This is a genomic window from Pseudomonas sp. 21LCFQ02, from assembly GCF_024129895.2.
Lineage (GTDB): Bacteria > Pseudomonadota > Gammaproteobacteria > Pseudomonadales > Pseudomonadaceae > Aquipseudomonas.
In genome coordinates this window covers 3,778,170-3,791,191 of the sequence record NZ_CM178749.1, presented here as the reverse complement: position 1 = coordinate 3,791,191, position 13,022 = coordinate 3,778,170, and the positions used below count along the sequence as shown (strand labels likewise).

Sequence of the window (13,022 nt, the reverse complement as noted above, 5' to 3'; positions counted from 1 at the left end):
ATCTCATGCCCGACCCAATGGACAGTATGGCGTTGCAGTTGTCCGAGCAGCCCCCAAGCCGGGAAGCCCTGCAAGAGACGCTCAGGCAGACCCGCGAACAACTGCAGCTAGCCCTTGAGGCGGCGCAGCTTGGTCTATGGGACTGGCATATCCCCAGCGGCCAGTTGCAAGCCGACCAACGCGCCGCACAATTGCATGGCGGGTCGGCCGAAACGCGATCACAGCCCTGCGAAACGTTCTTTGCACCACTGCCAGAAGTCGAACGACAACGCCTGCTGCACGATTGCCGTACGCTGATCGAAGCTCAGACCCCGCAGTTGCTCAGCACCTACAGTGTCGATCGGCCAGCGGCAGCCCGCGCCGGCTGGAAACGCGGATACGTCTGCACCGCGATGCCGAGGGTAACCCGCTGCGGCTGCTGGGCATCTTGCGCGACATCAGCGAGCTGGCCCCGGCAAGCGATTTGCAGAACACCCGGGATACCTTTGCCAGGGCGTTCTACTCCAGCCCCGACTCGATCACCATCACCGAACGTCAGAGCGGCCGCTATCTGGAGGTCAACGAGGGCTTCTGCCAGTTGACCGGCTATCGCCCCGACGAAGTGCTGGGACGTACGGCCGCGCAAGTCAACGTCTGGGGCAGCGCCGAGCAGCGTCAACAGATGATCGTCTACCTGGAGGACCATGGTCGTATCCATCATCGGGAAATGCTCTGGCGCAACAAACTGGGTGAACAACTGATCCTCGACATGTGTGTCGAGCCGATGATCCTCGACGGGGTCGATTGCCTGCTGGTTACCGCCCGGGACATCGCCCAGCTCAAGAATGCCCAGGCGCAGATTCAGCACCTGGCCTACCACGATCCGCTGACCAACCTGCCCAACCGCGCACTGCTCACCGACCGTCTCAACCAGCAGGTTTCGCTGTTGCGCCATCACCAGTTGCGCGGCGCATTGATGTTTCTTGATCTGGACCACTTCAAGCACATCAATGACTCGCTGGGCCACCCGGTCGGCGACAGCGTGCTGAAAATCATCACGGCACGCCTGGAAGCCAGCGTGCGCCAGGAAGACACGGTGGCGCGGCTGGGCGGCGATGAGTTTGTGGTGTTGATCAGCGGCCTGGCAGGCAGCCGTGAACAGGTGACGCGGCAAATCCGCGAACAGGCCGATGCGCTGCGCCAGTTGCTCGCCGAACCGATGTTTCTCGATGGCCATCGCCTGCAAGTCACCCCCAGCATCGGGATTGCGCTGATTCCCGATCATGGCACCCATTCAGCCGACCTGTTCAAGCGCGCCGACATTGCCCTGTATCGCGCCAAGGATTCGGGCCGCAACACCTCGCAGCTGTTCCACCCGCGCATGCAGCAAGCGGCGGTAGAACGCCTGCAACTGGAAAATGATTTGCGTCTAGCGCTGGTGCGCAACGAGTTCTACCTGTGCTATCAGGCCCAGGTCGATGCCCGCAGCCAGCGCATCATCGGCGCCGAGGCACTGGTGCGCTGGCACCATCCTGAGCGCGGCCTGCTCAACCCTGCGCAATTTGTGCCGGTGCTGGAAGAAACCGGGATGATTCTGGAAGTCGGCGGGCGGGTGCTGGAACAGGCCTGCAAAGCCTGCTCGCAGTTGTTGCGGCGCGGCCTGATCGACCGCCATGGCTTCAAAATGGGCGTTAATATCAGCCCACGACAGTTTCACCAGAGCGACTTTGTCGAGCGTATCGAACACCACCTGCTGACCTGGCAACTGACCGGCAGCATGCTCAAGCTGGAAATCACCGAAGGCATGGTGATCCAGAATATCGACGACACGATTGACAAAATGCAGCGCCTGAAAAAACTGGGCATCAGTTTTGCCATGGACGACTTCGGCACCGGCTATTCATCGCTGACCTACCTCAAGCGCCTGCCGATCGACACACTGAAGATCGACCAGTCATTTGTCCACGACGCCACCACCGACCCCAATGACGCCGAAATAGTCCGCGCAATCATCGCCATGGCCCAAAGCCTGGCCCTGCATGTCATCGCCGAAGGCGTGGAGCACCCTGACCAACTGAGCTTTCTGCAAGAGGCCGGCTGCCACGTGTATCAGGGTTATCTGTTCAGCGAGCCGCTTGAAGACCCGGCCTTCGAGGCCCTGCTACGCCTGCAGGGCCATTTGCAGCCGCTCACCGAGGGCTGACCCTGACAGCGCTCAGGACTGAGGCTGATAACCGAGCAGATCACTGATACGCGCACAATCGGTTTCGCGGCGCAGCAGGCCGAACATCGCAGTGGCTTCAGGGTAGCTCTTGGTCAACAGCACCAGCCACTGCTTGAGGCGGCCAGGGGCCTGCAAGGGTGTCAGCTTGACCAGACACGCCGCCCAGAACTCGCGCAGCATGGGCTGTAGCGCGTCCCAGCTCATCGGCTGCACGGGCTGACCGGCGGCCGCCGCGACGATCTGCTGCGCCAGATCCGGTCGCGCCACCAGACCGCGACCGAGCATGAAGTCCTGTGCACCGCAGACTTCACGGCAGCGTTGCCAATCCTCGACGGTCCAGATTTCGCCGTTGGCCACCACCGGCACCTTGACCACCTCCTGAATGCGGGCGATCCATTCCCAGTGCGCCGGCGGCTTATAGCCATCGACCTTGGTTCTGGCATGCACCACAATGCGCGCCGCACCGCCGTCAACCAGCGCTCTGGCGCAATCCAGAGCCTGATCGGTGTCGGCATAGCCCAGCCGCATCTTGGCGGTGACCGGGATATCGGCAGGCACCGCACGGCGCACATGGCTGACAATGCTGTGCAGTAGCTCAGGCTCACGCAACAAAATGGCACCGCCCCGCGAACGATTGACGGTCTTGGCCGGGCAGCCGAAGTTCAAGTCGAGTACTGGCGCGCCCAACTCGCAGGCAAACGCAGCGTTTTCCGCCAGGCACACCGGGTCAGAACCCAGCAGTTGCACATGCATCGGCACCCCGGATGCAGTACGGGCACCGTTGTGCAGTTCAGGGGCAAGCTTGTGAAAGTAGGCGGCGGGCATCAGCCGTTCGGTGACCCGGATGAATTCGGTCACGCACCAGTCGATGCCACCCATTTGGGTCAGCACATGGCGCAGGATGTCGTCGACCAGCCCTTCCATGGGCGCCAGGGCAATTTGCATGGGTCACACTCGAAAAAAGTCCGGCAGTTTACTGGTCAACGCCGGGATTGGAAATGCCGTCCTGGCGGATCGCTGCGCCGTAACCATCAATGAAACTCTGCGGCATGCGTTTGGGCCGCCCGCTGGACAACTCGATACAGACAAAGGTGGTTTGCGCCCGCAGCAAGGTCACGCCATCGACCGGGCGACGCAACTGAAAGCGCCGGGTCATTTTCAGCCGTTTGTCCCAATCCACGATCCAGGTCGCCAATTGCAACTGGTCATGCTCGTAGGCACTGGCCAGGTAGTCGATTTCATGGCGGACCACCGCCATGGCACGATCGAGCCGACGGTATTCGGTCAGATCCAGGCCCAAATACTGAGAGTGCCGCCAGGCGCAGCGCTCCAGCCAGGTGACGTACACAGCGTTATTGGCATGACCCAGACCGTCGATATCTTCTGCGGCGACGTTCAGATCGATGATGAAGGGCGTTGACTGGTCCCAGACCATGCGTGCTCCTGCGGTAATGGCGTTGATCGCAGGCAGTGTAGTAAGCGCGGCCCAGAGCCGCAGACGGCGTCGGGAGGAAAATCGGGACGCCAGAAAAACAAAAGGGCCATTCAACATTCGAATGACCCTTGGGCCCGCATAAGCGGAAAATTGTGGCGTCCCCTAGGGGACTCGAACCCCTGTTACCGCCGTGAAAGGGCGGTGTCCTAGGCCACTAGACGAAGGGGACGCAAAACCTTCAGTCAGATTCGCAGTTTAGCGAACCCTGGCAAATTGGTGGAGCTAAACGGGATCGAACCGTTGACCTCTTGCATGCCATGCAAGCGCTCTCCCAGCTGAGCTATAGCCCCGAATTTTACGCCCTGCGGCGGAGTCCGACTTGCGCCTGACCCAATAACTCTTCATCTCTAAATCTGGCGTCCCCTAGGGGACTCGAACCCCTGTTACCGCCGTGAAAGGGCGGTGTCCTAGGCCACTAGACGAAGGGGACGTAAACCTTCAGTCAGATTCGCAATTGAGCGAACCCGGCAAATTGGTGGAGCTAAACGGGATCGAACCGTTGACCTCTTGCATGCCATGCAAGCGCTCTCCCAGCTGAGCTATAGCCCCGAATTTTACGCCCTGCGGCGGAGTTCGGCTTGCGCCTCACTCATTAACTCTTCATCTATAAATCTGGCGTCCCCTAGGGGACTCGAACCCCTGTTACCGCCGTGAAAGGGCGGTGTCCTAGGCCACTAGACGAAGGGGACGCAAACCTTCAGTCAGATTCGCAATTGAGCGAACCCGGCAAATTGGTGGAGCTAAACGGGATCGAACCGTTGACCTCTTGCATGCCATGCAAGCGCTCTCCCAGCTGAGCTATAGCCCCGAATTTTACGCCCTGCGGCGGAGCCCGACTTGCGCCTGACCCAATGAAACTGGCGTCCCCTAGGGGACTCGAACCCCTGTTACCGCCGTGAAAGGGCGGTGTCCTAGGCCACTAGACGAAGGGGACAAAACCTTCATGACCGGCTTGCGCCGATCGATTCAAAGTCATTGCTGGATGACTCTGAACCTTTAATTTGGTGGAGCTAAACGGGATCGAACCGTTGACCTCTTGCATGCCATGCAAGCGCTCTCCCAGCTGAGCTATAGCCCCACATCAGTGGACGGGGCGCATATTAAGAGCGATTAAATGTTCTGTCAAATTTATTTTCGCGAAAAATCAAAAACTTTTTTCGACAGAACAATCACTTACCTGCCCTGCCCCGCCCCACAAACCCGCTTACCGCAAGGCCACCAGAAACAACTCTGGCAGCCGTGTTCAGGTATTGCCAAACCCGCTCAGCCAATGGCACCCAGCAGTTTTTCCCACTCTTTGTTTTCTTTCTTCGATACACCGCCAAGCAGGTCCAGCGCCTGACGCAGACGGAAGCGCGTCAGGTCCGGGCCGAGGATCTCCATGGCATCGAGCACCGATACCGAGCTTGCCTGGCCGGTAATGGCGGCGAACATCAATGGCATGGCATCACGCAACTTGAGTTGCAGATGCTCGACCACCGCCTGAATGCAGGCGGTGATGGCGTCTTTTTCCCATTGGCGCAGCGACTCAAGCTTCCAGAGGATCAACTGCATCAGTTGCCGAACCTGCTCAGGCGACAGTTTTTTGCTTTCGAACAGCGCTGTATCCGGTGTCACGCCACCGGCAAAGAAGAACCCGGCCAGCGGTGCAATCTGGCTGAAGGTCTCTACCCTGCCCTGCACATGCGGGGCGATCTTCATCATGTATTCAGGGTTGAGCGCCCACTGCTGGACCCGCGCCGCGAACTGCTCGACAGGCAGTTCACGCAACCACTGGCCATTGAGCCACGACAGTTTTTCGATATCGAAGATCGGCCCGCCCAGCGAGATACGCGACAGGTCGAAGTTGTCGACCATTTCTTGCAGGGTGAACTTCTCGCGCTCATCCGGCATCGACCAGCCCATCCGCCCCAGGTAGTTGAGCATGGCTTCGGGCATAAAACCCATGCGCTCGTAGAAGGTCACGGAGGTCGGGTTCTTGCGCTTGGACAACTTGCTCTTGTCCGGGTTACGCAGCAGCGGCATGTAGCACAGCTGCGGCTGTTCCCAGCCAAAGTACTCGTAAAGCAGAATCAGTTTGGGTGCCGATGGCAGCCATTCTTCGCCACGCAGCACGTGGGTGATGCCCATCAGATGGTCGTCGACCACGTTGGCCAGGAAGTAGGTCGGCAGGCCGTCGGCCTTCATCAGCACCTGCATGTCCATGCGGTCCCACGGGATCTCGACGTCGCCACGCAGCAGGTCCGGCACCACGCACACGCCTTCGCTCGGCACCTTCATGCGGATCACGTGCGGCTCGCCAGCAGCCAGGCGGCGCTGGACCTCTTCAGGCGACAACAGCAGGGCGCGACCGTCATAGCGCGGCGTCTCGCCACGGGCTTGTTGCTCGGCGCGCATCTGGTCCAGTTCTTCTGCCGTGCAGAAGCACGGGAAGGCGTACCCTTTGTCGACCAGTTCCTGAGCGTACTGGCGGTAGATATCGCCGCGCTCGCTCTGCCGGTACGGACCATGCGGACCGCCGACGTCCGGGCCTTCATTCCACTCGATACCGAGCCAGCGCAGGGCGTCGAAGATCTGCTGTTCGGACTCACGGGTCGAGCGCAACTGGTCGGTGTCTTCGATGCGCAGGATGAACTCGCCGCCGTGCTGTTTGGCAAAGCAGTAGTTGAACAGCGCGATATAGGCTGTGCCGACGTGAGGGTCGCCAGTAGGCGACGGCGCGATACGGGTACGGACAGTGGTCATGGATAATTCCGGTTCAGGTCGATCAAACCGGGGATATTAGCAGGCCGGAGCCTCGTGGCTCCAGCGCACACCGTAGGAGCGGCTTTAGCCGCGAAAAAAAGCTTCGCGAGCGAGCTCGCTCCTACCGATGCATGACAGGGAATGTCACACGGTCAACAGCCGCTCGCGCAGTTTGGTGATTTCGTCGCGCAGCTGCGCCGCCGCTTCAAACTCCAGGTCGCGAGCCAGCTGGTACATCTTCTCTTCCAGTTGGCGGATGCGCTTGGTGATTTCGCTTGGCGAGCGCAATTGCCCATCGGCCCGCGCCTGCTCTTCGGCCGCCTTGGCGGCGCCCTTGCGTTTCTTGCTGCGTGCACCGGGCACCACCGCGCCTTCGAGAATGTCCGCAACTTCCCGCGACACACCTTTGGGCACAATGCCGTGGGCCTCGTTGAACGCCACCTGCTTTTCGCGGCGGCGTTCAGTCTCGTTGATCGCCCGCTCCATGGAGCCGGTCATCCGGTCGGCATACAGAATCGCCCGGCCATTGAGGTTGCGCGCCGCCCGGCCGATGGTCTGGATCAGTGAGCGTTCAGAGCGCAGGAAGCCTTCTTTGTCAGCATCAAGAATGGCCACCAGCGACACTTCGGGCATATCCAGACCTTCGCGCAGCAGGTTGATGCCCACCAGCACATCAAAGGTGCCCAGCCGCAGGTCACGGATAATCTCGACCCGCTCGACGGTGTCGATATCCGAGTGCAGGTAGCGCACCTTGACCCCGTGATCGCCCAGGTAATCGGTCAGGTCTTCGGCCATGCGCTTGGTCAGGGTGGTCACCAGCACGCGCTCCTCGACGGCCACGCATTTGTGGATTTCCGAGAGCAGATCATCGACCTGGGTCAGCGCCGGGCGAATCTCCACCCCTGGGTCGACCAGGCCGGTCGGTCGCACCACCTGCTCGACCACCCGCCCGGCATGCTCTTCTTCATAAGGCCCCGGCGTTGCAGAAACGAAGATGGTCTGCGGGCTGATCGCCTCCCACTCATCGAAGCGCATCGGCCGGTTATCCAGCGCCGATGGCAGACGGAAGCCGTATTCCACCAAGGTTTCTTTGCGCGAGCGGTCGCCTTTGTACATGGCACCGACCTGCGGAACGCTGACATGAGACTCGTCGATCACCAGCAGGGCATCGGCCGGCAGGTAGTCGTAGAGGGTCGGCGGCGGCGCACCGGCCGGACGTCCAGACAAGTAGCGCGAGTAGTTTTCGATACCGTTGCAGTAGCCCAGCTCCAGCATCATTTCCAGATCGAAACGGGTGCGTTGTTCAAGGCGCTGGGCTTCCAGCAACTTATTGGCGCCACGCAGGTAGTCGAGCCGCTCCTGCAGTTCGACCTTGATGCCCTCGACCGCTTCGAGCAGGGTCTCGCGCGGCGTGACGTAGTGGCTTTTGGGGTAGAACGTGAAGCGCGGCAACTTGCTGATGACCTCACCGGTCAGCGGGTCAAATGCCGAGAGGCTTTCGACCTCGTCGTCGAACAACTCGATGCGGATCGCTTCCAGATCGGATTCTGCCGGGTAGACGTCGATCACATCACCGCGCACCCGGAAGGTGGCGCGGGCAAAGTCCATGTCGTTACGGGTGTACTGCAGGTCAGCCAGGCGGCGCAGCAGCTCGCGCTGGTCAAGCCGGTCGCCCCGGTCGATGTGCAAGACCATCCGCAGGTAAGTTTCCGGGCTGCCCAGACCGTAAATGCACGACACCGTGGTGACGATGATCGCATCCTTGCGCTCCAGCAATGCCTTGGTCGCCGACAACCGCATCTGCTCGATATGGTCGTTGATCGAGGCGTCCTTCTCGATGAAGGTATCCGACGACGGCACATAGGCTTCAGGCTGGTAGTAGTCGTAGTAAGAAACGAAGTATTCCACTGCGTTGTTGGGGAAGAACGCCTTGAATTCCCCGTACAACTGCGCTGCCAGAGTCTTGTTCGGCGCCAGCACCAGGGTCGGGCGCTGCACCTGGGCAATCACGTTGGCAATACTGAAGGTCTTGCCGGAGCCGGTTACCCCGAGCAGGGTCTGGTGCGCCAGCCCGGCCTCAATGCCCTCGACCATCAGGCGGATGGCTTCAGGCTGGTCGCCGGCAGGTTGAAAACGGGTAACGAGCTGGAACTCAGACATGACCGGCCTCTTGGGTGATCGCTTGCGAAAAATATCACGGCCTGCTTGACCGCACCTGTAAGGATATACACCCTCTGATAGCGTTTGCACCCCTGATAAAGGATTGAGGCCGGTGGCTGTCGGTGGTTCAACAAAAGTAACGGTCAAAAAAGCGAAATATTTGGAAAAAACCCACCGGATGCCGTCGCCGTATCCGGCGTTGCTCACTATACTCATTCCCCGTTTGTGCACTGCTCTGGGGCATTCGGACCGGAGCGTGCGTCCTTTCTTCTTCCTACTCAGAGCCGCCGCAAACAATGAGCCTGTTCTCCGCTGTCGAAATGGCACCACGCGATCCTATCCTGGGCCTCAACGAAGCATTCAACGCTGACACCCGTACCAACAAGATCAATCTGGGCGTGGGTGTCTACTGTGACGAAGACGGGCGCATCCCGCTGCTGCGCGCGGTGGCCAAGGCCGAAGAGATCCGCGTCGCCCAGCATGCGCCACGCGGCTACCTGCCAATCGACGGCATCGCCGCGTACGACCAGGCGGTGCAGAAACTGCTGCTGGGCGCCGACTCGCCGCTGATCGCCTCCGGCCGCGTGCTGACCACCCAGTCGGTCGGTGGCACCGGCGCGCTGAAAATCGGCGCAGATTTCCTCAAGCAACTGCTGCCGGGCGCAACCGTCGCCATCAGCGACCCAAGCTGGGAAAACCACCGCGCGCTGTTCGAAACCGCCGGCTTCCCGGTGCAGAACTACCGCTACTACGACGCCGCCAACCACGACGTGAACCGCGTCGGCATGCTCGAAGACCTGCAGAACCTGCCAGAGCGCTCGATCATCGTTCTGCACGCCTGCTGCCATAACCCGACCGGCGTCGACCTGAGCCTGGACGACTGGAAAAAGGTTCTGGAAGTGGTCAAGGCGAAAAACCACGTGCCATTCCTCGACATGGCCTATCAGGGCTTCGGCCAGGGCATTGACGAAGACGCCGCTGCCGTGCGCCTGTTCGCCGACTCAGGCCTGACCTTCTTCGCTTCCAGCTCGTTCTCCAAGTCCCTGTCGTTGTATGGCGAGCGGGTCGGCGCGCTGTCGATCATCACCGCCTCCAAAGAAGAAACCGGCCGGGTGCTATCGCAGGTCAAGCGTGTGATCCGCACCAACTATTCCAACCCGCCGACCCACGGCGCAATCATCTCTGCCGCCGTTCTCAACGACCCGGCACTGCGCGCGATGTGGGAAGAAGAACTGGCTGAAATGCGTGTACGCATCAAAGACATGCGCAAAGCGCTGGTCGAGCGCCTGGCCAACAACCCGGTCGGCCAGGACTTCAGTTTCGTCGCTCGCCAGCAGGGCATGTTCTCCTATTCGGGGCTGACCGCCGCCCAGGCCCAGCGTCTGCGCAACGAGTTCGGTATCTATGCACTGGACACCGGACGTATCTGCGTCGCTGCGCTGAACCAGAAGAACATCGATCAGGTGTGCGAGGCGATTATCCAGGTGCTTTAAGCACTGCCGTTGACCTCCCTCCCCGCAGGCATCCATTGATGCCTGCGGCACCTTGCCAGCCCATTTAGCGGCTACCCCATCCTTCTTGAAATATTTTTTTACATATTTCAGCCAATGTTGGATGCGGGTATTTCGTTCTCATTCGTCTTTATCTAGATACACCGGCTGCGTTTGCTATCGTTGCGGCCAAATGGCGTCTACCGGAGTCTCGCTTCAGAAGGCTCCGACCCGTGAATCGAGACCTGCTTCCAATGTCCAAGAAATCCCGCTCAAAAATCTGGTTCCTGGTGCACAGCTGGGTGGCGTTGCCTATCTGGTTTTTTGTCCTGATCGTGTGCGTGACCGGCACCCTGGCCGTGGTCAGCAAGGAGATCGTGTGGCTGGCCTACCCTGAGGTTCGCGCCACGGCACCTTCGGACGACGCACAGCGGCTGAGTTTCGAACAGATCCGCAACACCATCAAACAGAACGAACCCAACCTGAATGTAGGCTTCATTTCGCAGCCCGACGGGGACTACTTCGCCCTCAATGTGCGGGTTACCTTTCCTGAGGGTCGCACCACCAATGCCTACGTCAACCCCTACACCGGGGCCATCCAGGGCTTTGCCGCGTCGTTCGACTTCCGCCAATTCACCCGCGCCCTGCATGGCTGGTGGCTGGTGCCGTTCACCAATGGTTACTCCTGGGGCTGGTATCTGGTATCGCTGCTGGGCATTCCGATGCTGGTGTCGCTGATCACCGGCCTGGTGGTCTACAAAAAATTCTGGAAAGGCTTTTTCAAGCCGACCTTGCGTTTCAACCACGGCGCACGGATCTTCTGGGGCGACTTCCACCGCCTGAGCGGCATCTGGTCGATCTGGTTCATCCTGGTCATTTCGGTGACCGGTATCTGGTTCCTGATCCAGGCCATTCTGGGCGATAACAATATCAGCCTGTCCAGCCGCGCACCGGCAGCCTCGATCCTGCCACACGCGTCGGTGCCATTGACCGCCGATGGCAAGCCAGTCCCGATGATCTCCCTGGACAAGGCGATGGAAATCGCCCAACAGCATATTCCGGGTCTTGAAGCCAGCTTCATCAGCCCGCCACTCAACGCCTACAGCAACATGAGCATCGCCGGTCGCAGCTGGTACCCATTGATGTTCCAGACCGCAGAGATCAACCCCTACACCGGTGAAGTGGCGTCGACCCATCTGCTGTCGGACCGTAACAAGATAGAGTTCGTCACCGAGTCGATGCGCCCGCTGCACACCGGCGACTTCGGCGGTATCTGGATCAAGCTGATCTGGGCGTTTTTCGGCCTGGTGCTGAGCATGATGGTGCTCAGCGGCCTGTTGATCTGGAGCAAGCGCACCGCGCTGGCAACCCTCAACGCCCTCAAGCGTGAGGCCAAGACCGCCAACCAGGCCAAGGCCAGGCCCGAGCCTGCCGTGCCCCACGTACCTGCGGAGACTTCCCTGTGAGCAAGGCTGCAACCGTGCAACAGCAACGCTCGCCCTTGAGCCGTCTTTGGCATAAGTGGCGCTTCCACATCAATGTTTTGCTGATCCTGATTCCGCTGGGGTTCATGCCCAAGTATTTTGCCGATGCGGCACTGTTTCGCGGCGACGCCGGCCTTGGCCAGCGCGATATCGGTCAGGTCCAGGTCGGTCCCTGGAGTCTGCGCGTGGCCGAACTGCGCGATGAAGCGCCGCGCCTGGATGCGCCGGTCGGCTACATGAAGAGCTTCAATGCCGCGCTGTGCACTGAATGCGCCGAGCAGGTCAAAGCCACCTACCTGCGCATCGGCAAGCCGCGCAGCCTGCGTACTGCCGGCGCGATTTTCTTCGGCCCGGCTTATCGCATGGGTGCCTTTATGCAGATTCCCGAGAACAGCCCGCTTGATGCCGAGCTGTGGATCACCATGGAAGGCTGGGACGGTGCCGTCCATCAAGCCTCCATCCCCCTTGCACAAGCCTCTCCGGCAACCGTGGCCTGGCTGAAAACCCAAGGAGCCAAAAAATGAGTTTATTTTCCCTGCGCCGCGTCGCGGCAAGTGCCCTGCTGATTCTGGGCGTCAGCGGTACGGCCCTGGCGCATAACCCGATCTGTGAATGCGAGCAGATCGACAGCGAGAACATCCGCTGCACCGGCGGTTTCTCCGACGGCAGCGCAGCCGCTGGCGTGACCCTGGATGTGATCGGCTATGACGAGACCATCCTGCTGCCCGGCAAACTGGGCAACGATTCGACCCTGACCTTCAAAAAGCCGGCAGCCGAGTTCTACGTACTGTTTGACGCAGGCCCCGGCCACGTGGTGGAAATCGACCAGGCGGATATCGCCTCCCGATGAGTACCCAGACGCGCCAGATTGTCCGCCCGGCCGGCGCCGGGCATGAAACCCTCTACGTGCTGCTGACCTGCCTGCTGATTCTCGCGGTGGCCAGCGCGGTGATCGGCCTGCGCGGTGAACGCCATGAGCCCGAGGCCGTGGCCAGCCATCAACTGGATGCCCGCCGTGACCTGAATGCCGCCGAGCAAGGCATCTATGCCGACCTGCGGGTCAGCCTCGATGAAGCGCGGCTGCTGGCCCAGGAGCAACAAACCCCGGTGAGCGTTGAGCAATTGGCTGAAGAAGGCCTGCCGCCGTTCGTGCAGGATGTCAGCGCCACCACCCGTGGTGCGCATCAATGGCAGATGGCCGGTGACGCCTGGCTGGGCCTGAGCCAGGCCAGCGAGGTGGCCGGCTCGTTTCTGCTGCGCAACCAGCGCCACGCCGAGCAAACTGCCGACGCCCCGGCGGACATCTGGATCAACCGTAACGCGCGCCTCAGCGCCCCCTCCGACCTGAGCGACGCGAGCCTGATCGCCGCTGGCTGGAAGCAGGTCGTTAGCCAGTTCGATGCGGGTGTCACCCGTCAGCATCGGCACTGAACCCACGCACTCAT

General features: G+C 60.6%; 9 protein-coding genes, 8 tRNA genes and 1 pseudogene. 6 read left to right on the top strand and 12 right to left on the bottom strand.

Annotated features, from left to right (window positions below):
• The first annotated feature begins 5 nt into the window (after nt 1-5).
• Nucleotides 6-2,182 (top strand): annotated as a pseudogene (locus NJC40_RS17170) (putative bifunctional diguanylate cyclase/phosphodiesterase).
• Nucleotides 2,183-2,194: 12 nt separating this feature from the next.
• Here NJC40_RS17170 and NJC40_RS17165 read toward each other — a convergent pair.
• The 12 genes from NJC40_RS17165 to uvrB form a co-directional block, all read right to left on the bottom strand.
• Entirely contained in the window at nt 2,195-3,148 is a 954-nt protein-coding gene (locus tag NJC40_RS17165; RefSeq protein ID WP_045490080.1) for a tRNA dihydrouridine synthase, read from the bottom strand.
• A 28-nt stretch (nt 3,149-3,176) separates the two neighbouring features.
• Nucleotides 3,177-3,638, bottom strand: a complete 462-nt coding sequence (locus tag NJC40_RS17160) for an acyl-CoA thioesterase (RefSeq protein ID WP_045490077.1) — start codon at nt 3,636-3,638, stop codon at nt 3,177-3,179.
• 153 nt (nt 3,639-3,791) lie between these two features.
• Nucleotides 3,792-3,867 (bottom strand) — tRNA-Glu (locus tag NJC40_RS17155).
• Between the two features lie 45 nt (nt 3,868-3,912).
• A tRNA-Ala gene (locus NJC40_RS17150) sits at nt 3,913-3,988 on the bottom strand.
• Nucleotides 3,989-4,052: 64 nt separating this feature from the next.
• Nucleotides 4,053-4,128, bottom strand: a tRNA-Glu gene (locus NJC40_RS17145).
• Nucleotides 4,129-4,171: 43 nt separating this feature from the next.
• A tRNA-Ala gene (locus NJC40_RS17140) sits at nt 4,172-4,247 on the bottom strand.
• Nucleotides 4,248-4,311: 64 nt separating this feature from the next.
• Nucleotides 4,312-4,387, bottom strand: a tRNA-Glu gene (locus NJC40_RS17135).
• A 43-nt stretch (nt 4,388-4,430) separates the two neighbouring features.
• Nucleotides 4,431-4,506: transfer RNA gene (locus NJC40_RS17130), tRNA-Ala, on the bottom strand.
• A 50-nt stretch (nt 4,507-4,556) separates the two neighbouring features.
• Nucleotides 4,557-4,632 (bottom strand) — tRNA-Glu (locus NJC40_RS17125).
• 68 nt (nt 4,633-4,700) lie between these two features.
• Nucleotides 4,701-4,776, bottom strand: a tRNA-Ala gene (locus NJC40_RS17120).
• Nucleotides 4,777-4,961: 185 nt separating this feature from the next.
• Nucleotides 4,962-6,443, bottom strand: coding sequence for a glutamate--tRNA ligase (gltX, locus tag NJC40_RS17115; RefSeq protein WP_045490074.1), 1,482 nt, complete (start codon nt 6,441-6,443; stop codon nt 4,962-4,964).
• A gap of 144 nt (nt 6,444-6,587) precedes the next feature.
• On the bottom strand, nt 6,588-8,603 hold the full coding sequence (gene uvrB, locus NJC40_RS17110; protein WP_253110475.1) for an excinuclease ABC subunit UvrB: 2,016 nt from the start codon (nt 8,601-8,603) through the stop codon (nt 6,588-6,590).
• Nucleotides 8,604-8,899: 296 nt separating this feature from the next.
• On the opposite strand from uvrB, the gene NJC40_RS17105 reads away from it, so the two are divergent.
• From NJC40_RS17105 to NJC40_RS17085, 5 genes are all read left to right on the top strand, one after another.
• Complete coding sequence (locus tag NJC40_RS17105; RefSeq protein ID WP_045490070.1) at nt 8,900-10,096, top strand: amino acid aminotransferase; 1,197 nt, start codon at nt 8,900-8,902, stop codon at nt 10,094-10,096.
• Between the two features lie 251 nt (nt 10,097-10,347).
• Nucleotides 10,348-11,559 carry a PepSY-associated TM helix domain-containing protein gene (locus tag NJC40_RS17100; RefSeq protein ID WP_045490068.1) on the top strand — a complete coding sequence of 404 codons (1,212 nt, stop codon included), beginning with the start codon at nt 10,348-10,350 and terminating at the stop codon, nt 11,557-11,559.
• Nucleotides 11,556-12,101 carry a PA2404 family protein gene (locus tag NJC40_RS17095; protein WP_253140414.1) on the top strand — a complete coding sequence of 182 codons (546 nt, stop codon included), beginning with the start codon at nt 11,556-11,558 and terminating at the stop codon, nt 12,099-12,101. Before NJC40_RS17100 ends, NJC40_RS17095 begins: the two co-directional genes overlap by 4 nt.
• Nucleotides 12,098-12,427 carry a hypothetical protein gene (locus NJC40_RS17090; protein ID WP_045490065.1) on the top strand — a complete coding sequence of 110 codons (330 nt, stop codon included), beginning with the start codon at nt 12,098-12,100 and terminating at the stop codon, nt 12,425-12,427. The genes NJC40_RS17095 and NJC40_RS17090 overlap by 4 nt, the downstream gene beginning before the upstream one ends.
• A complete protein-coding gene (locus NJC40_RS17085) occupies nt 12,424-13,008 on the top strand; it encodes a DUF6162 family protein (protein WP_253140413.1) in 585 nt (194 codons plus the stop codon). The genes NJC40_RS17090 and NJC40_RS17085 overlap by 4 nt, the downstream gene beginning before the upstream one ends.
• Nucleotides 13,009-13,022 lie beyond the last annotated feature (14 nt).

Bases quoted from the DNA above. Each gene is read 5' to 3' on its own strand.
- NJC40_RS17165 (WP_045490080.1), bottom strand. From the start codon at position 3,148: ATGCAAATTGCCCTGGCGCCCATGGAAGGGCTGGTCGACGACATCCTG.
- NJC40_RS17160 (WP_045490077.1), bottom strand. From the start codon at position 3,638: ATGGTCTGGGACCAGTCAACGCCCTTCATCATCGATCTGAACGTCGCC.
- gltX (WP_045490074.1), bottom strand. From the start codon at position 6,443: ATGACCACTGTCCGTACCCGTATCGCGCCGTCGCCTACTGGCGACCCT.
- uvrB (WP_253110475.1), bottom strand. From the start codon at position 8,603: ATGTCTGAGTTCCAGCTCGTTACCCGTTTTCAACCTGCCGGCGACCAG.
- NJC40_RS17105 (WP_045490070.1), top strand. From the start codon at position 8,900: ATGAGCCTGTTCTCCGCTGTCGAAATGGCACCACGCGATCCTATCCTG.
- NJC40_RS17100 (WP_045490068.1), top strand. From the start codon at position 10,348: ATGTCCAAGAAATCCCGCTCAAAAATCTGGTTCCTGGTGCACAGCTGG.
- NJC40_RS17090 (WP_045490065.1), top strand. From the start codon at position 12,098: ATGAGTTTATTTTCCCTGCGCCGCGTCGCGGCAAGTGCCCTGCTGATT.
- NJC40_RS17085 (WP_253140413.1), top strand. From the start codon at position 12,424: ATGAGTACCCAGACGCGCCAGATTGTCCGCCCGGCCGGCGCCGGGCAT.